The organism is Olleya aquimaris, assembly GCF_003259525.1.
GTDB lineage: Bacteria > Bacteroidota > Bacteroidia > Flavobacteriales > Flavobacteriaceae > Olleya > Olleya aquimaris.
Genome location: NZ_QLLO01000002.1, coordinates 392,237 through 412,540, shown reverse-complemented (window position 1 = coordinate 412,540; position 20,304 = coordinate 392,237). Strand labels below are relative to the sequence as shown.

14 protein-coding genes and 1 other RNA gene are annotated in these 20,304 nt (G+C 32.6%); 8 read left to right on the top strand and 7 right to left on the bottom strand.

The window, feature by feature from the left end:
- The first annotated feature begins 137 nt into the window (after positions 1–137).
- On the top strand, positions 138–1,745 hold the full coding sequence (locus LY08_RS04630) for a protein adenylyltransferase SelO (protein WP_111659260.1): 1,608 nt from the start codon (positions 138–140) through the stop codon (positions 1,743–1,745).
- Between the two features lie 83 nt (positions 1,746–1,828).
- The gene (locus LY08_RS04625; protein ID WP_111659259.1) at positions 1,829–2,260 is read left to right on the top strand and encodes a DUF2452 domain-containing protein; all 432 of its coding nucleotides are present in this window, start codon (positions 1,829–1,831) and stop codon (positions 2,258–2,260) included.
- Between the two features lie 95 nt (positions 2,261–2,355).
- On the opposite strand, the gene fsa is transcribed toward LY08_RS04625, so the two are convergent.
- From fsa to ffs, 3 genes are all read right to left on the bottom strand, one after another.
- The gene (gene fsa / locus LY08_RS04620) at positions 2,356–3,009 is read right to left on the bottom strand and encodes a fructose-6-phosphate aldolase (protein WP_111659258.1); all 654 of its coding nucleotides are present in this window, start codon (positions 3,007–3,009) and stop codon (positions 2,356–2,358) included.
- Positions 3,010–3,278: 269 nt separating this feature from the next.
- Complete coding sequence (locus tag LY08_RS04615; RefSeq protein ID WP_111659257.1) at positions 3,279–4,079, bottom strand: SDR family oxidoreductase; 801 nt, start codon at positions 4,077–4,079, stop codon at positions 3,279–3,281.
- Between the two features lie 63 nt (positions 4,080–4,142).
- An RNA gene (gene ffs / locus LY08_RS04610) (signal recognition particle sRNA small type) lies at positions 4,143–4,241 on the bottom strand.
- A gap of 89 nt (positions 4,242–4,330) precedes the next feature.
- Between ffs and LY08_RS04605 the strand changes: the two genes are divergently transcribed.
- Entirely contained in the window at positions 4,331–5,368 is a 1,038-nt protein-coding gene (locus LY08_RS04605) for a glutaminyl-peptide cyclotransferase (RefSeq protein ID WP_111659256.1), read from the top strand.
- 90 nt (positions 5,369–5,458) lie between these two features.
- Positions 5,459–7,021: a hypothetical protein gene (locus tag LY08_RS04600; protein ID WP_111659255.1), complete on the top strand. Its 1,563-nt coding sequence runs from the start codon at positions 5,459–5,461 to the stop codon at positions 7,019–7,021.
- 251 nt (positions 7,022–7,272) lie between these two features.
- Here the strand turns inward: LY08_RS04600 and glyA are convergent, their stop codons facing one another.
- Positions 7,273–8,547 carry a serine hydroxymethyltransferase gene (glyA, locus tag LY08_RS04595; protein WP_111659254.1) on the bottom strand — a complete coding sequence of 425 codons (1,275 nt, stop codon included), beginning with the start codon at positions 8,545–8,547 and terminating at the stop codon, positions 7,273–7,275.
- A gap of 110 nt (positions 8,548–8,657) precedes the next feature.
- Between glyA and fahA the strand changes: the two genes are divergently transcribed.
- From fahA to LY08_RS04580, 3 genes are all read left to right on the top strand, one after another.
- The gene (fahA, locus tag LY08_RS04590; protein WP_111659253.1) at positions 8,658–9,950 is read left to right on the top strand and encodes a fumarylacetoacetase; all 1,293 of its coding nucleotides are present in this window, start codon (positions 8,658–8,660) and stop codon (positions 9,948–9,950) included.
- Positions 9,951–10,068: 118 nt separating this feature from the next.
- Entirely contained in the window at positions 10,069–11,250 is a 1,182-nt protein-coding gene (locus LY08_RS04585; RefSeq protein WP_111659342.1) for a hypothetical protein, read from the top strand.
- Between the two features lie 126 nt (positions 11,251–11,376).
- Positions 11,377–14,772: a DUF7619 domain-containing protein gene (locus LY08_RS04580; RefSeq protein WP_111659252.1), complete on the top strand. Its 3,396-nt coding sequence runs from the start codon at positions 11,377–11,379 to the stop codon at positions 14,770–14,772.
- Positions 14,773–14,829: 57 nt separating this feature from the next.
- Here the strand turns inward: LY08_RS04580 and LY08_RS04575 are convergent, their stop codons facing one another.
- The 3 genes from LY08_RS04575 to LY08_RS04565 are packed head-to-tail and all read right to left on the bottom strand — an operon-like array spanning position 14,830 to position 17,377.
- Entirely contained in the window at positions 14,830–15,339 is a 510-nt protein-coding gene (locus tag LY08_RS04575) for a DUF3124 domain-containing protein (RefSeq protein WP_111659251.1), read from the bottom strand.
- 9 nt (positions 15,340–15,348) lie between these two features.
- The gene (ytxJ, locus tag LY08_RS04570; protein ID WP_111659250.1) at positions 15,349–15,735 is read right to left on the bottom strand and encodes a bacillithiol system redox-active protein YtxJ; all 387 of its coding nucleotides are present in this window, start codon (positions 15,733–15,735) and stop codon (positions 15,349–15,351) included.
- Between the two features lie 37 nt (positions 15,736–15,772).
- Positions 15,773–17,377, bottom strand: a complete 1,605-nt coding sequence (locus tag LY08_RS04565; protein WP_111659341.1) for a family 16 glycosylhydrolase — start codon at positions 17,375–17,377, stop codon at positions 15,773–15,775.
- Positions 17,378–17,624: 247 nt separating this feature from the next.
- On the opposite strand from LY08_RS04565, the gene clpB reads away from it, so the two are divergent.
- Complete coding sequence (gene clpB, locus LY08_RS04560) at positions 17,625–20,234, top strand: ATP-dependent chaperone ClpB (protein ID WP_111659249.1); 2,610 nt, start codon at positions 17,625–17,627, stop codon at positions 20,232–20,234.
- Positions 20,235–20,304 lie beyond the last annotated feature (70 nt).

Below are 20,304 nucleotides of genomic sequence, written 5' to 3'. Positions count from 1 at the left end.
AATAAATTTATTTTTAACACTTTAAACCATTAATTTCCATTCTAAAAAAAAGAATAATCAATACCATATACAAGGCGTGTTACTTACATCTTTCTATAACTTTGAATACGTATCTTTGTTAAAACAAGTACTACTAAATGAACATTAATCCTAAACATACCTTTACCTCTAACTTACCTGCAGATCCAATTTTGGAAAATACAAGACGTCAAGTCACAAAAGCTTGCTACAGTTATGTTAAACCAAAACAAACATCTAATCCAAAGTTGTTACATGTTTCTCCAGAGATGCTTAAGGAGTTAGGTTTATCAGAAAACGATGCTAAACGCAAACAGTTTTTAAACATTTTTACTGGTAATACTGTTTTAGAAAATACTAATCCGTATGCCATGTGCTATGGTGGTCACCAATTTGGTCATTGGGCTGGACAATTAGGTGATGGTCGCGCTATTAATTTATTTGAAATCGAGCATAACAACCAAAACTGGAAACTACAGTTAAAAGGTGCTGGAGAAACACCGTATTCCAGAACTGCAGATGGATTAGCAGTTTTAAGAAGCTCTATTAGAGAATATTTATGTAGCGAAGCCATGCACCACTTAGGTGTACCAACCACAAGAGCATTAAGTTTAGCACTTTCTGGTGACCAAGTGCTACGTGATGTGATGTACAACGGTAATCCGGAATACGAAAAAGGTGCAATAGTCTGTCGTGTGTCACCAAGCTTTTTACGCTTTGGTAGCTTTGAGATTTTTGCAGCAAGAAACGATACAGAAACCCTAAAAACACTTGTAGATTATACAATCAAGACACATTTTAAGCATCTCTTCACTTCGAGTGATCCTGGTGGTACGGAAGAATCGTTTCGAGAAACAGAGATAAATAAACAAACCTATGTCTCGTTTTTTAACGAAGTTGCTTTACGCAATTTAGATATGGTAATCCATTGGCAACGTGTAGGATTTACGCATGGTGTGATGAATACTGATAACCTATCTATTTTAGGGCTAACCATAGATTATGGTCCTTACGGATGGCTTGAGGGTTATGAGCCTGGTTGGACACCAAATACTACAGACAGCCAACACAAACGCTACCGTTTTGGTGCACAACCAGATATTGTACACTGGAATTTATACCAATTAGCAAACGCGTTATATCCTTTAATTGAAGAAGCTGAAGGATTAGAAGCTGTTTTAGCAAATTATGCCATTCAAAAAGAAGCTAAATATCTTCAAATGATGCGAAGTAAAATAGGTTTGTCAACCGAAGAACCTAAAGATGCCAACCTGATTCAGGAATTAGAAGACTGTTTACAGTTAACCGAAACTGATATGACTATCTTTTTTAGAAACCTAGCCAATTTTGATAGTGCAACACCTACTAACGGATTACAGATTATTCGTGAGTCGTTTTACGAGATTAAAACGGTAACCGAAGCGGTAAAAAACAGATGGAATTTATGGTTTGATAGCTATGCAGACCGTTTACAACGCGACCCAATTTCAGCGAAAGCGAAAAAAGAAAACATGAACAGCGTCAACCCAAAATACGTGTTACGCAATTACATGGCGCAATTAGCTATAGATGATGCTAACAAAGGCGACTACAAACTTATTGATGACTTATTCAATTTATTAAAACAACCTTATGCAGAGCAACCAAAACACGAAAAATGGTTTGCAAAACGACCAGAATGGGCAAGACACAAGGTTGGTTGCTCCATGTTATCTTGTAGCTCTTAAAATTAGGTTAAAAACCAAGGTGTTTTAAGTATAAAAATAATTATATGTATCGTTATTAGTATCTTTGTAAAAAAAGAAAAAGAATGTCAGACACTAAAAAACCTGATAATATTGTCTTTAATGAAGAGACTCAAAAATACGACGCAGCATTAAAACCTTATGCAACTAATGTTGGTGCTCCTGCTATAAAAGTTACCGAAAATATTACTTGGAAAAACAAAAACGTCCACAAAGCTAACCAGCAGATAAAGGCTAAATATTTAGAGCTAAAAGCAGAATATGAAAAAATGATGGCAGAGCTTGAATATAACAATTTGGTTTATAACGCTAAGTTTAGCTTTCAACCAATAATTGGAGACACTTACCATTTATACAGAGATAAAAACGGACAACCCTTTTTATCTATTATAGCACCAGACCAATGTGATTTTGATTTTATAGGTAGCTTTTACCTAAACTCTGAGCACATCTGGAAACGAATAGACGACAAAGACACCACAGACCAATTACAATAACAAAAAAAATCCCAAGCTAGCTTGGGATTTTTTTATTTAATAGTAAAATATATACTGTTTACTTTACACTAATTACTAATTACTTTTTACTGCAATTAGTTTCCTTTTTTATAATCTGCTAAAAACTTAGCCAATCCAATATCTGTTAAAGGGTGTTTCAATAAGCCTTCAATAGAGCTTAAAGGACCAGTCATCACATCTGCACCTAATTTAGCACAATCAATAACATGCATGGTATGACGTACAGAAGCAGCAAGTATTTCTGTTTCAAAAGCGTAGTTATCATAGATATGTCTAATTTCTGCAATTAGATTTAAACCGTCTGTAGAGATATCGTCCAAACGACCAATAAACGGACTTACATAAGTTGCACCAGCTTTAGCAGCTAATAACGCTTGTCCTGGAGAAAATACTAATGTGACATTAGTTTTAATTCCTTTATCACTAAAGTATTTACAAGCTTTAACACCATCTTTAATCATTGGTAATTTAACCACGATTTGGTCATGTAATTCGGCAAGTGCTTCACCTTCTCTAACCATTCCTTCAAAGTCAGTCGATATTACCTCTGCACTCACATCACCATCTACAATATTACAAATATCAACATAATGTTTCATGATATTATCATGACCTGTAATACCTTCTTTAGCCATTAAAGATGGATTAGTCGTCACTCCATCTAAAATACCCATATCTTGGGCGTCTCTAATCTGGTCTAAATTGGCAGTATCAATAAAAAATTTCATTTAAAATATATTTAAGTTGTGTTTAATAATTTTTTTTGGTCGTTTTAATAGGCTGTCACTACTCGCTCTCTTCGAGACGCTCAAGCAGAAAGCTTGTACTAAGCGAAGACGAAGTATTCCATCCTTAACGCACTACAAAGTTACAATTAAACTTTAGTGACAAAAAAAATGATATGAAATGATATTAACATTTTGATTTACTAAGCGCAATGAGAGAACTATCATGAAAGAAACAACTACTTTTTACTAGTCACTTTTCACTTTTAATTCTACAATTTATAGTGATTAATTAACATCTTCTCATACACCTTATCTGGTAACAAAAATTTTAATACTATCGAAAATTTCTGCATAAAAGCACCAACCTTGTAATGTATTTTAGGATTTTTAGTATTGATAACTTGATATACTTTTTTAGCAACTGCAATAGGCGAGCTACTATTATCTACATGGTCGTCAATATCTTTTAATACATTTGGGTACTTTGTATATGGTGAGTCTTTTAATACAGGAGCATGATAACGTCCAGCAGCAATATTGGTGGCAAAATCACCAGGAGCAATGTTAGTAAATTGTACACCAAAATCTTTAGTTTCTATGCGCAAAGCTTCGGTAACAATCTCTAAAGCACCTTTACTTGCACTGTAAATTCCTCTATAAGGTAATCCCATATATCCAGCAATAGAAGTAATATTTATAACCAAGCCAGACTGTTGTTTACGCATGTGAGGTAAAACCGCTTTAATCACGTTTATAGGTCCAAAAAAATTGGTATTAAAATTATGTTGGATTTGCTCTTGCGGAATTTCCTCTACAGCACCATTTATCCCAACACCAGCATTATTTACTAACACATCCAACTTCCCTTCTGCTCCAATAACAGTTTGTACAGCGTTTGCTATAGTATTAGTATCGTTAACATCTAAAGCCACTAATTTAAATTTGGAGTTAGTATAATTAGAAGGGTTTCTACTAGTCCCATAAACGGTAAACCCTTTATCTGTTAAATACTCACCTATAGATTTGCCTATTCCAGAAGAACCACCAGTAATTAATACAACTTTAGACATACAATTAAATTAGTTTGTGTTTAAGCAAAAATACACTTTTAAAAGGAAAGTTTTGGGTACAAAAAAAGGCAAGCTACCTACATCACACCGCTACGACCGCGTACCTTTGCTTCGTTCCCGACCTGGAGGATTCAGCAGGAGCTGGTTGTGTAGGACTTGCCAGCTGCAAAGATACATACTTTTAAATTTTTCACAATGATTTTTTAAAATGAATTTTAATAAATAACTTGCTCTCAAATTAAGTTTATAACATGAAAGTATTTAAACACCTCACCATCATATTTTTAGCTATTATTCTTGTGTCCTGCGGAGCAAATTTAGAACAGCAAAAAAAGAGTTTTTCTATTACTACTAATGCCAAAAATGGGACTATAAGTATTGATAAAACTCTAGAATTATCACTTAAAAATCCTAAAAACTTAGAAGTCTCTTCGGTAAGTTATGAGCTGGATGGTAAAACTATTAAAGCAAAACAACCACTTACAGATTTTAAATTAGGCGAGCACAATTTAAAAACTACTATTAATTTTAATGGTGAAACTGCAATTGTCAACCAACAATTAACGCTACTAAACGATAAAGATCCAAAAATTCTGTCCCTAGAAATTGTAAATGTGTTTCCGCATGATAAGACCTCTTTCACACAAGGTTTAGAATTTTACAATGGAATTTTATATGAAAGTACTGGTCAATATGGCGAATCTAAAATTAGAAAAATAGACTACAAAACAGGAAAAGTTATTGCAGAAACAGCTATTCCAGACAACTATTTTGGAGAAGGTATGACTGTACTTAACAATACCATTTACCACCTGACTTGGCAAGCAAAAAAAGGTTTTACTTATGATGCTGAAACTTTAGAAAAAAAAGGAAGCTTTAATTACGGAAAAAGTCAAGAAGGTTGGGGTTTTGCAAATGATGGTAACAAATTATATAAAAGTGATGGTACCAGTTTGATATGGACCTTAAATCCAGATACGCTTGTTGAAGAAGATTATATCCAAGTATATTCTACCAAAGGAAAAATTGGACGTTTAAACGAAATTGAATGGGCTAACAATAAACTATATGCTAATATTTGGGAAAAGAATGGTATTGCCATCATTAATCCTAAAAATGGTGCTGAAGAAGCAGTAATTAACTGCATTCCATTAACGAAACAAATTTCTAATTTTTCTATTAACGAAAATTGCCTTAACGGAATTGCTTACAATCCAGACACACAGACGTTTTTCTTAACAGGTAAACGTTGGGACAAACTGTTTGAAGTTAAATTTGTTGAAAATTAGCGTTCTGTTATTAAAGAATTAAACGCTTATCATACTAAATCATAAATTCAAAAGTTATATTTTAGTCAACCAAAGTTACAATTACAATTTATGAAGCGTACGCTATATTTAATCTGCTGTATTGGTTTTATTTTGTTATGGAGTTCTTGTCGTAAAGATTTTGAATTTCAAGCAAGCACCGGAAATTTAGGTTTCTCTAAAGACACGGTCTATTTAGATACCATTTTTGCTAATATTGGCTCTAGTACCTACAATTTAAAAGTGTACAATTCAAGTGACGAAGATATCTCAATACCTTCGGTTAGATTAGAAAATGGTGACAATTCTGGTTACAGACTAAATTTAGATGGACAAGCTGGTAAAAGCTTTGACAATGTACAGTTATTAGCAAAAGACAGTCTGTTTATTTTTATAGAAACCACATTTAATACCAATACAGAGCCTTTACAAGGCAACGAATTTTTATACACTGATAAAATATTATTTGATACAGGCGACAACCAACAGGATGTTGATTTAGTCACCTTAGTCAAAGATGCAACGTTTATCTATCCAGACAGAGATAATACCACAGGAATTGTTGAAACACTAACACTAACCATTGATGGTGAACAAGTAGAGACCGAAATACAGGGTCGCGAGTTACTTCCTGAAGAGTTAACCTTTACCAATGAAAAACCCTATGTTATTTATGGCTATGCTGCTGTACCTTCAGGTGAAACCCTAACAGTAAATGCTGGAGCACGTGTTCATTTTCATGCCAATTCTGGTTTATTAGTTAGTGAAGGTGCTACCCTAAATATTAATGGTGCATTAAGTAACGATCAAGAAGTATTAGAAAATGAAGTTATTTTTGAAGGCGACCGTCTAGAACCTTTATTTAGTGACGTCCCTGGACAATGGGGAACCATTTGGCTATTTGAAAACAGCTTAAATAACACCATTAATTATGCAACTATAAAAAATGCAACGGTTGGTATTTTATCCGATGGTAATGCAGATGCTGCACAAGACAAATTAACCATTACCAACTCTCAAATTTATAACGTAAGTACGTTTGGTATTTTAGGTAGAAACACCTCAATAACCGCAGAAAACATTGTACTAAACAACGCTGGACAATCTAGTTTTGGCGCGACTTTTGGCGGAAAATACAACGTCACACACTCTACTATTGCTAATTATTGGAATAGTAGTTTTAGGCAGTTTCCAGCTTTGTTAATTAATAATTTTGTGACAGATGCAGATAACAATGCGTTTATAACCGAATTAACAGAAGCTAATTTTAGTAACTGTATAATTTATGGAAATGATAACCCAGAGTTACTAATTGACGAGCTTCAGGATGAAACTTCTCCAATCCCATTTAATTTTAAATTCACTAATTGTCTATTGCGTTTTGAGGATGGTAGCAACTTTTTTAATAGTGATAACTACAATTTTGAAGATACCACGCATTATGAAAATATGATTTTTAATCAAGATCCAAACTTTAGAAATGCATTTGAAAATGATTTAATTATTGGTGACGATTCTGCTGCAAACGGACAAGGTAACTCCACATTTGCTAACCAAGTACCAACAGATATTTTAGGTATTAACAGAACTGCAAGTCCAGATTTAGGTGCTTATCAGCATATTACTTTTGAGTAAAAACTCCTCTTTCTTTCAGTTTAAAAAACTGAAATTCATTCTCCTCTTTAATTAAAGAGGAGAGTACAAAACTATAAACTTTTAACAAAAACATAATCATAAAAGCTCCTCTCTTATTTTTAAGAGAGGTGGGTTTTCTTTAGAAAACTCGGAGAGTTAAACCTAAAATGCGAAGCTATTTTATAATAAAACAAAAAAGCCAGCTAAAAAGCTGGCTTTTTTTCCGCGAAAGCGAAATATTAAATTTTATTTTATGCACTAAAAAGAGGTAACTCACTCATCATAGCATTTACTTTAACAGCTATTTGGTCAAGCACATCTTCATTATCATGGTTTTGTATCACTTGATCTATTAAGTCAACAATGGTTTCCATTTCGTTTTCTTTTAATCCTCTTGTAGTAATTGCTGCAGTACCTACTCTAATTCCTGAAGTTACAAAAGGCGACTTATCGTCAAAAGGCACCATGTTTTTATTAACGGTTATATCTGCTTTTACTAAAGCTTTTTCGGCATCTTTACCTGTAATATTTTTATTGCGTAAGTCAATTAACATCATATGGTTGTCTGTACCGCCAGAAATAATTTTATAATCACGCTTTACAAAAGCATCTGCCATAGCTGCTGCATTTTTCTTAACCTGTAGCATGTAATGCATAAATGGTTCTGTCAATGCTTCACCAAAAGCTATAGCTTTAGCAGCAATAATATGCTCTAATGGTCCACCTTGGTTTCCTGGGAATACTCCAGAATCTAAAAGTGATGACATCATTTTTAAGTTTCCGTTTTTAAGTTTTTGACCAAAAGGGTTTTCAAAATCTTTACCCATTAAAATCAAACCTCCTCTTGGACCACGTAATGTTTTATGTGTAGTTGTTGTTACTATATGACAATGCGGAATCGGATCGTTTAAAATACCTTTTGCAATTAATCCTGAAGGATGCGATATATCCGCTAATAATAAAGCACCAACACTATCTGCAATTGCTCTAAATCGTTTAAAGTCTATATCTCTAGAATAAGCAGAAGCTCCTGCAATGATTAATTGTGGTTTTTCACGCGTTGCAATCTCTTGGATTTTGTCATAGTTTAAAACTCCTGTCTCCTCTTCTACGCCATAAAATACTGGGTTGTATAATTTTCCTGAAAAATTTACAGGAGACCCATGGGTTAAATGTCCACCATGTGATAAGTCAAAACCTAAAATTTTATCTCCTGGTTTTAAACAAGCATGATATACTGCAGTGTTTGCCTGACTTCCAGAATGTGGTTGCACATTAGCATACTCGGCTCCAAATAACGTTTTTGCTCTATCAATTGCTATTTGTTCTACTTCATCAACTACCTCACAACCACCATAGTAGCGTTTTCCTGGGTAGCCTTCAGCATATTTATTTGTTAGTACAGATCCTGCAGCTTCCATCACTTGGTCGCTTACAAAATTTTCTGATGCTATGAGTTCTATTCCGTGTAATTGTCGCTCTTTTTCGGCTTGAATAAGTTCAAAAATCTGTTCGTCGCGTTGCATATATTAAATCGAGTTAAATTTTTACCAAAAATAAGAAATACTGCTTGTAAATAATTCAAAAAACATATATTTACTTATAATTTATAAACAACAAATTAACAATTCTCAATATGCCATTATCCGCAAATAATCCAGATAGAAAGTCTTGGCTTCACGTCGATAAAAATTCAGATTTCCCTATTCAAAACATTCCGTTTGGTGTGTTTTTAACAAGAGATGACATTATTACCATCGGAACACGAATTGGTGATACAGCTATAGACTTAGGTGCTTTACATCAGTTGGGTTATTTTGAAGGAATCCCATTAACCGATGATATTTTTCTTCAAGATACTTTAAACGATTTTATTGCAGATGGACGCAAAACTTGGCGTTTGGTAAGAAATAGAATTGCTGAAATATTTGATGCAGACAACGATTCGTTAAAAAACAACGTAAAACATAAAGAGATTGTGTTGTTTAGATTAGACGAAATTGAAATGCAATTACCAGTTCAAATTGGGGATTATACCGATTTTTACTCTAGTATAGAGCATGCTACCAATGTTGGAACCATGTTTAGAGATCCAGACAATGCCCTTTTACCAAACTGGTTACATATTCCAGTGGGTTATCATGGTAGAAGCAGCTCTATAATTCCGTCAGGAATACCAGTGCACAGACCACAAGGTCAAACCTTACCTGCTGGTGCAACAGAGCCTGTATTTGGACCTAGTAAATTAGTTGACTTTGAATTAGAAATGGCATTTATTACTACAGATGCTAACGATTTAGGAGAACCTATTCCAGTAAACGAAGCGGAAGAATATATCTTTGGATTAGTACTATTTAACGATTGGTCTGCACGAGATATTCAAAAATGGGAATATGTACCATTAGGACCATTTTTAGCAAAAAACTTTGCCTCTTCAATTTCTCCATGGATTGTGACTTTAGATGCTTTACAACCCTATAAAACAGAAAGTCCAAAACCATTAAAAAAACTATTACCTTACTTACAACAAACTGGTAAGAAAAGTTACGATATTAATTTAGAAGTGGCTATTCAACCAGAAAAAGCAAAAGAAACTATCGTCACCAAATCTAATTTTAAATACATGTATTGGAGCATGTCTCAACAATTAGCCCATCATACGGTTAATGGTTGTCCAGTAAACTCTGGAGACATGATGGGAAGTGGTACTATTTCTGGACCAACACCAGACAGTTATGGATCGATGTTAGAATTAACATGGAGAGGCGAAAAACCTATTAAAATGAAAGATGGTTCTGAACGTAAATTTATAAATGATAACGACACTGTTATTATGAGAGGTTATTGCGAGAAAGAAGGAACCCGAATTGGGTTTGGAGAAGTTAAAACCAAACTTCTACCTATTTTTGAACCAAAAAAGAATAAATAATAACACGCTGATAAACACATATTTAACCCATAAGTTTTACTATTTATGGGTTTTTTATTTCCCTTTGGCACGTATATTGAAAATCTACTACCATAGAAACCAATTAAATCCAAAAAAGATGAAAAATTTTACACGTATTACAGTACTTCTTCTGGTACTTACATCTTGTGTTGGAAGAAAAACAATCGAAAAACAATTACATTCTGGTAATTACGATTTAGCCATTACCAATGCGCTTAAAAAATTAGAAACTAACAAAGATAAAAAGCGTAAATACGATTATGCAATAATGCTTCAAAAAGCTTATAATAAAGTAGTTGAAGAGGATGTTAATGCATTAAATCATTTAAAAAAAGATGGTAATCCAGCTAATTACGAAACCATATATAACACTTATATAGACTTAGATTCGCGTCAAAATGCCATTAAAAGAGTATTGCCTTTACAAATTGAAGGTAAAACCTTAAAATTTGTGTTTAATGATTATACCAACGAAATTATAGCTTACAGAGCAAAAGTGTCCGACTATAAATACACAGAAGCTTTACAATTAATGCAATCTGAGGATACGTTTAAAAATCGTGAAGCCTATAGATTACTAAATCAGATAGAAAACATAAATGCAAATTACAAAGATGTAAGACAATTAATGGATGAGGCGCATTTTAAAGGCACAGATTTTGTTTTGGTGTCTATAGAGAATCAAACCCATCAAATTATTCCTCAACGTTTAGAAGCAGACTTATTAAATTTTGACACTTATGGTTTAGACGACTTTTGGACTGCTTATCATGCAAATGCAGATAACAACATAGACTACGACTATGCTATGCAACTGCAACTTAAACGTATTAATGTCTCTCCAGAGCACGTTACCGAAAGACAATTACTACGTCAAAAAGAGATTGTAGATGGCTGGGAATATGTTTTAGATGATAACGGAAACGTTGTTAAAGATAGCTTAGGTAATGATGTTAAACAAGATAAAATAGTTACGGTTAAAGCTAGATTTTTTGAAGTTAATCAAATAAAATCGACACAAGTTGTTGCCAGAGTTGTGTATTCTGACTTGAAACAAAATCAAATCTTAGATAGTTTCCCAATAGATAGTGAGTTTGTTTTTGAAAACATTTTCGGAACGTTTAAAGGTGACGAAAGAGCTTTAACAGAAGAGGATTTACTATTACTTAATAACAGACAAATCCCTTTTCCTAGTAACGAGCAAATGGTTTATGACACAGGTGAAGACCTAAAATATAAACTAAAAGACATTATAACTAGATATAATTTTAGAAATTAAAAAATACTAAAAACGCCCAAAATGATTTGGGCGTTTTTTAAACAATTAATTTTTTTTACACGCAACCTTTTACTGTTTTTAACATCTATTAATTATAAATAGATAACCAACCAATACTAGCTAGCCATGAAAAAAAAATTATTTTACATCTGCTTTTTGTTTTTTATTAACCTAGTTTATTCTCAAAACCCTTTGATTGAGTTTGTAAATAATACCACCTTTACAGATGAAATATTAGAAGGAGAATCGATTGACATAGCTTTTTATTTAGATTTCGTTATCAATACTGATGTAATAGTCAATATTTCTGCAATTGAAGATACTGCAACAAACAATGATTATTCAATTTCAAGTAATTCAATCACAATCCCTGCTGGCGAACAATATGGATTCTTTACTATTCAAATGGTTGACGATAATGATATAGAAAGTAATTTAGAGTATTTTAAATATCAAGTAACTGTAATCTCAGATAATACATTTAATACAAGTTTAATTGGAGAGTTATCAATTAAAGATAATGATATTCCACCTGTTGTATCTTTTAGTAACTACGGATCATATTCTACAAAATATGAAGGTGATTCAGCGTCTCAAAGAATTAGTTTAGACAGAAAATACGGTAGTGATATTAACATAGATATAACTTCAACTCCAGGAACCGCAGATCTATCAGACTTTTTACCAGTTTCAACCACTGTTACCATTCCAGCTGGTCATACTTATAAAGAATTTCCATTGAACTTTATTGATGATTCACTAATTGAAAATGACGAATTTTTTTACCTAAACGGTTTAGTAACATCAAATAATACTGTAAATACCAGTATAGATGTTGAAATATTAATCGGAGATAATGATACTGCACCAACTTTAAGTTTTGAACATTTTTATAATACTGAAGGAAGTAGCGGAACAAAAAAATTAATAATAGACAGACCATTTAATGCTCCTATAAACATACAAATTGATACAGCACCTGGTACTGCAACAAATGCAGACTTCACTCCTATTTCTGCTAATGTAACCATCAATCCAGGTGATAAAATTTCTAACCCATTTAATATCCCAATTGAAAATGATGATATAGACGAGATTACAGAGACATATACAATTACAACTACTGTTACGTCAAATAACACTAATAACATTGTAGAGACTACAACACATTTTATAAAAGATAACGACGGTAAACCTAATATTACATTTGATAGAGGACATGGTACAAGTGGTAGTGAAGGTGACTTAGCATTGATGTCTATTTGGCTTGACTATGAATATTCAGAAGATGTAACTTTTGACATTTATCAATCAAATGGTACTGCAGACAGCTCAGATTATATAGCGACTCCTACAACATTTACAATTCCAGCAGGAGAAAGATATGCTTATTTTTATGAAACTCCTTTAGTTCTAGACCAACTATTAGAAGGTCCAGAAACGATGTACTTTACTTTAAATGTTACCTCTGGTAATACAGATAATGTTTCGGACACTTTAGAGTTTACTATTAGAGATGTTTATAACATTACAGCAAATGCTGACTTCATAGAAATTCCTTTAAATACTACATCTTCTATTAATATTTTGGAGAATGATTTAATGTATGGCTTACCAATAAACCCTTCAGATGTATCCATTAATTTGATAGATGACTATTATAACTTAAACCTAAATGCTGATGGCACATTAAATATAACAGACAACTTTTCTACTACAGGGAACTATAGTTTAAATTATGAAATTTGTAGTATTAATGACCCTAACCAATGTGATACTGCTTCAATTAGAATAAAAGTTATTAACCCATTAAAAGTTACTTATACTCAAGAATATGTAGATTATAATAACGATGGTTTTACAAATGTTGGAGACATTATATATTTTACTTTTAATGTCTACAATATAGGTAGCAACCAAATAACTAATATTGGTGCATATGATGTAAGTTGTCCAGTAACTATACAAGGAGGACAAATAGACAGTTTAAATACTGGTGGAGAGAATAACACAACATTATATGCCGAATATATTCTAACTCAAAATGACATTAATTTAGGCTATTATCCATCAGGGATAAAAAACTTAAACAACTTAAAATTCTCTGGTAATTATGCAGATAACTTAGTTTTAGTTAAACCAAAAAAATTAAATGAGGTAGATTTAAATATATCGGATGGCTTTAAGTTAAATGCATTTATTGATGCTAATGAAAATGGATTATTTGACAATGGAGAAATTAATTTTCCGTTTGGACATTTTGAATTAACTATCAATAATAGCGACGAAATCAATTATTTATATAATAATCCGTTTTATATATACGAATCAGATCCAAACAACTCTTATGATTTTAATTACGTTATTGATGAATCTTATGTACCATACCATTCTAATGCTATAAGTTTTAATGACGTATCTGTTATACCTAGTAATGGAATCATAACATACCATTTTCCTATTGTACCTTTAATTGAATACACAGATTTATCTGTGCAGTTTAATACATCAAATGTTCCTGCACCTGGATTTATTTACGAAAACACAATTGTTTACACAAATAATTCAACTTTATCTTCTAACCCAGGTACAATAAGCTTTTTAAAAGATGAAGCACTAGATATTATAAACGTTTCTGAATCTGATGTAGTGTTAAACGATACAGGATTTACTTTTGATTTTTTAGATTTACAACCTTTAGAATCCCGATCGATTCTTGTTCAAATGCAAGTTCCTACTTTACCAACTGTGCAACTTGGTGATTTGACTGAAAGTTCAGTTAATATTAACACTTCAAATACTGATGTTGTTTTAAATAATAACTCCGATATATTAATAAAATCAATTCAAGGTGCTTACGATCCAAATGATATTACTGAACGTCATGGAGAGGAAATCTTGTATTCATCTTTTTCTGAAGAGGATTACTTAATCTATACAATTCGTTTTGAAAATATTGGGACAGGAAATGCCATCAACGTTAAAGTTAAAAATGTGTTAGATGAATTATTAGATGAAAATACCATTAAAATGATTAGTTCTAGTCATGATTATATGCTTAAAAGAGTTGGTAAAAATCTAGAATGGAATTTCTATGGAATAAACTTACCACCATCATTAGATGACGATTCTGAAACTGGTAAAGGGTATTTAACCTTTAAAATTAAACCTTATTCTAACTATGCAGTAGGTGATGTTATACCAATTTCAGCCAAAATCTATTTTGATTTTAATCCGCCAATAATAACTAACCTATGGTCAACCGCATTTGTAGATTTAACTAGTGTTAATTCTAATAATATACTTTTATCGCCTAATCCAGTAAATGATTTGTTAACCATAAAAAGCGATATCGCTATATCTCAAATTGAAGTAGTTTCAATAATAGGTAAACAAATTTTAATAAAAGATTTTGATTCTTTAAACGCCACTATAGATTTAAGCACATTATCTGATGGAATGTATCTAGTGAAAGTTAAAAGTAATCAGTCAGATAAGGTTATTAAAATAATTAAAAAATAAAAAAAAACGCCCAAAGTGATTTGGGCGTTTTTTATTTCTAAATTAATTGCTTTATAACTACTCTATCTCAACACCTTGCGTAGTAAATGACAACCCTTGTTGCCCATATGTGGTAATCATAACACCTTCAAATAAGGGTTTATTAGCTTGTTTTGGTGCTAACCAATCAAAAACAAAATTGGCTCCAGAACCACCAGATTTATCTTTTTCGTCTATTACTATTTCAATAGTTTGCATAGGTTTTACAAAAATTGGTGTATTAAAATAGGTTCTAATTAAATTGCCTTTAGTATCAAAATAACTTGCTTTTTTTACAAAAATAGTATCCTGCTTATTGATATTTCTAATACTAACGGTTGCAGTTAAATCGTGCGTTTTATGCTCAGTTGTGCTGTAAATATGAGAATAAACAGATAAGTAGGTAGACCCAGAAACTAACGAGTCTGACAAGCTTTTGGTCCATTTCATGGCTTGCCAATTATTAGAAGGTAATGCTTCATTTTCTGATTTTTCATTACATCCAAAAATTACAACTACTAATAATACAATGACAATTAACTGTTTCATTTTTATCTTTTAAACATATGTTGTTAAATCAATCTCATTTATCGCTCCATGACTAGCATGTGCAACTACTTCTTCATTTTTTATGACTAATAATTGCGGACTTTGATGCATGACCTGAAATTGGTAACCAACCTCATTAGACACCTCTCTGTAATTTAGTAAATCTAAATAATATAAATCCAAATTAGCATTAATATTAAAAGCATCTGTAAATTGGTTAAGTACCATTTTACTAATCCCACATCGTGTAGAATGTTTAAAAATGACCTGAGTTTTATCTTTAGATCGTGTTTTAATTTCTGCTAACTGACTTAGATCTGTTAGAGGCTTCCATGGAAGTACCTTCTCTTCTTTTGGCTCAGACGAACCGCCTAATATATTTTTAAAAAATCCCATAGCTTAAAAGTCGTATTACACCTTTAAACTTACAAAATTATTCCTTTATAATCTTAAAGGTTTTGGTAGTATTATTGTTAAAAATCAATTTTATAAAATAAACGCCTGCATTTAAAGTCGATACGTTATACACTAAAGTGTTTTCATTTAAATAAAAAGACTCTTGTGTTATCAAACGACCACTAAGATCCATAACTTGTAATTGTCCATTTTGCAAATTGGTATCTATAATATGAATATTTAAATCCTGACTTGTTGGGTTTGGGTACACAGATACTTTATCTTCCAAAACAATATCTGAAACGGTCAATGTATTTTCTTGATACACTCTAACATAATCAATTTCCATAGTATCTTGGTTAAATCCAGATTGGATTGGTCCACCTAAACTTCCACCCATTGCAACATTTAATAAAATATAAAACTCTTGATTAAATGGGTCTATAGAATTAAGTTGATTAATTAAAATCCCATCCATATAAATTTTCATGTTCTGCGGACTCCAAATCAATTCATAAATATGAAAGTTTTGTGACGTATCTGTATTTGAGGTTGCAATACTGCTACTATTATACATATAACCACCACCATTGTCCCAATGCCAAGTGGCTAATATTTGATCTTTTGCAATATTAGGTTCCATGATATCAATTTCGCCACAAGCAGGCCAAGAGGTTGTTCCAAATCCTTGGTTATCCCAATAACCACCATCTTCATTAATGTTTTTACCTAACAACCACATTGCTGGCCAAGTTCCTGCTACAGATGGTAATTTAGCACGAATCTCCACTCGTCCATATTTAAAAGCAAACTTAGAATTTAATCGCGCAGAAGTATAATTTTTAGTCACTCCTTGATCTGTATAAGTTTCTCCTTTTGCAACAATTTTTAGACTTCCGTTATCTCTAAAAGAGTTATCTATACGATTAGTATAATGTTGCTCTTCTCCGTTTGCCCAACTATCTCCAGCAATTAATTGTGTTTGTTGAAACCATTTGCTAGCATCAATTGCTCCAGAACCATCAAACTCGTCAGACCACACTAAATTATCGTAAACAGGATCGTTACTAACGCTATCAAAATGTAAAACATCATCTAAATAGGCTAAAACATGATCGTAATTATTTTCTCCGTTTAATTGAATAACTACTTTGTTAAAATCGGTTCTCTGTATTGGTGGTGGCGAGTTTCCATCAAGATTGATATAGTTGTCATTCTCAAAATCAAAAGTCACTTCTTGCCAAGTATCTAATACAATTGGTTTAATAATCTCTGATTGTGTTGACCAAGGTTGAGCTAAATTTTTATCCTGCAGTTTTAAAGAAATTTGATTGGTTTGATTTCCTGTTAATCCACTAGATGGTACATATACTTTTAAGCTAAAACTATTTTTAGTAGTTAAATCAAAATTAGTATTTACTTCAAATTGCACATTAGCATATTGTCCACCTACATCATTATATTCTAAAACCGTATTGGAAGTATTGATTGTTTCTTGATAAGGATTGATGTAATTAATATTCATTCCGCAATTGTCACCATACCATGAAGTAATGGTTCCTCCTCCTTCAAAATCGTCTTGAACAACTTGAGCGTTTACCAAAGAACCTAATAGAAATAAAAACAAATAAATATAACGCATAACAATAGTTTTACCCAAAAGTACTGCTTAAAGGTTTAAGAATTCAAATTACAAACCATACACAAGCCATACAGCTTATTATAAAAACATTAAAACAGACAAAATGTCCTTAAAATCAATACTTAAGGTGACTTTTTGACATTAAAATTAAAGAAATTATAATTGGTAAGATAATTGACTTATACACACTGAAATTAAGAATTAAAAACGAAGTTCCGCTACAGCGGAAAACAAATAAAAACAATATATGAACCCAAATAATTATACAATCAAATCGCAAGAAGCCATACAACGTGCGCAACAAATTGCACAAAGTTATGGGCATCAACAAATAGAAAACGAGCACTTTTTTAAAGCCATTTTTGAAGTTGATGAAAACGTATTACCATTCATTTTAAAAAAATTGAATGTAAATATCAACGTCTTAGAACAAGCTTTAGACAAACAGCTAGAAAGTTTTGCTAAAGTTACTGGAGGTGATATTATGTTATCTCGAGAGGCTGGAAAAACCCTAAACGAAGCATCTATTATTGCAAAAGCAATGAATGATGATTATGTGTCTATCGAGCATTTTATATTGGCTATTTTTAAATCAAACAGCAAAATAGCACAAATGCTTAAAGACCAAAGTGTGACCGAAAAAGGTCTAAAAGCTGCTATTGACGAATTAAGAAAAGGAGACCGAGTGACCTCACAAAGTCAAGAAGAGACGTATAACTCACTTAACAAATACGCTAAAAATTTAAACCAATTAGCACGTGACGGAAAACTAGACCCTGTTATTGGTCGTGATGAAGAAATTAGACGTATCCTTCAAATTTTATCCAGACGTACTAAAAACAACCCCATTTTAGTCGGTGAACCAGGTACTGGTAAAACTGCTATTGCTGAAGGTTTAGCACACAGAATTGTAGATGGTGATATTCCTGAAAATCTAGTTGACAAACAAATTTTTGCTCTAGATATGGGAGCACTTATTGCTGGTGCAAAATTTAAAGGCGAATTTGAAGAGCGCTTAAAAGCTGTTATTAAAGAAGTAACAGAAAGCAATGGAGACATTGTCTTATTTATAGACGAAATCCACACGCTTGTTGGTGCTGGTGGTGGACAAGGTGCTATGGATGCTGCTAACATTTTAAAACCTGCTTTAGCACGTGGAGAGTTAAGAGCTATAGGTGCAACAACCTTAGACGAGTACCAAAAATATTTTGAAAAAGACAAAGCTTTAGAGCGTCGTTTTCAGAAAGTAATGGTTGACGAGCCTGATACAGAAAGTGCCATTTCCATATTAAGAGGAATTAAAGAAAAGTACGAAACACACCATAAAGTGCGTATTAAAGATGATGCTATTATTGGTGCAGTCGAGTTGTCTCAACGTTACATTACTAATAGATTTCTACCAGATAAAGCAATTGACTTAATGGATGAAGCAGCTTCTAAATTGCGTATGGAAATTAATTCTAAACCAGAAGATTTAGATGTTTTGGATAGAAAAATTATGCAATTAGAAATCGAAATTGAAGCGATTAAACGCGAAAAAGATGAAGTGAAGCTTAAAAGTTTACGCTCTGAATTAGCTAATCTTAAAGAGGAACGCAACGAGATAAATGCTAAATGGAAAAGCGAAAAAGAAGTTGTAGATAACATTCAAAACACTAAACAAGCTATCGAAAACTTTAAATTGGAAGCCGAAAAAGCTGAACGTGATGGTGATTATGGTAAAGTAGCCGAATTACGTTACGGTAAGATTAAAGAAGCGCAAGAAGAATTGGAAAAGCTGCAAAAAACACTGCAAGAAAATCAGTCGGAAAGCTCTTTAATCAAAGAGGAAGTTACCTATGAAGATATTGCAGAGGTTGTGGCAAAATGGACAGGAATTCCTGTAACTAAAATGTTGCAATCAGACAGAGAAAAACTATTAAAGTTAGAAGACCAACTACACAAACGTGTGGTAGGACAAGAAGAAGCTATAGTTGCTGTTAGTGATGCTGTAAGACGTAGTCGAGCTGGTTTACAAAACCCACAAAAACCAATTGGTACCTTCTTATTTTTAGGAACCACTGGAGTTGGTAAAACAGAGCTTGCTAAAGCGTTAGCAGAGTACTTATTTGATGATGAAAGCGCTATGACCAGAATAGATATGAGCGAGTACCAAGAACGTCATGCTGTTAGTAGATTGGTTGGTGCACCTCCAGGATATGTAGGCTATGACGAAGGTGGACAATTAACAGAAGCTGTTAGACGTAAACCGTATTCAGTAGTATTGCTAGACGAAATTGAAAAAGCACATCCTGATACCTTTAATATTTTATTACAAGTATTGGACGAAGGGCATTTAACAGATAATAAAGGTCGTACTGCAGACTTTAAAAACACAATAATAATTATGACCTCTAATATGGGAAGTCAAATTATACAAGAGCGTTTTGAGGCGACTAAAGACATCGATTCTGCTATTGAAGCTGCAAAAGTGGACGTGCTAGCATTGCTAAAACAAACGGTTAGACCAGAGTTTTTAAACCGTATAGATGATACAATCATGTTTACACCACTAACACAAGACAATATTACAGAAATTGTAGGCTTACAGTTAAAAGGTGTAACTAAAATGATTGCTAAACAAGGGATTACCTTTGATGCCACTCCTGAAGCAATTCAGTATTTAGCAGAAAAAGGCTATCATCCAGAATATGGTGCACGACCTGTTAAACGAGTGATTCAAAAAGAAGTCTTAAATCAATTAAGTAAAGAGATTTTATCTGGAAAAGTGAGCACAGACAGTATTATATTACTAGATGCGTTTGACGGTCAATTGGTCTTTAGAAATCAAGGTGATTTAGTAGCAGAAGAATTTTAATCATAAATTTCTGTTAACATAAAATAAAGCGTGAAGCTTCACGTTTTTAATTTGGTTGGTTAGTTGAGAA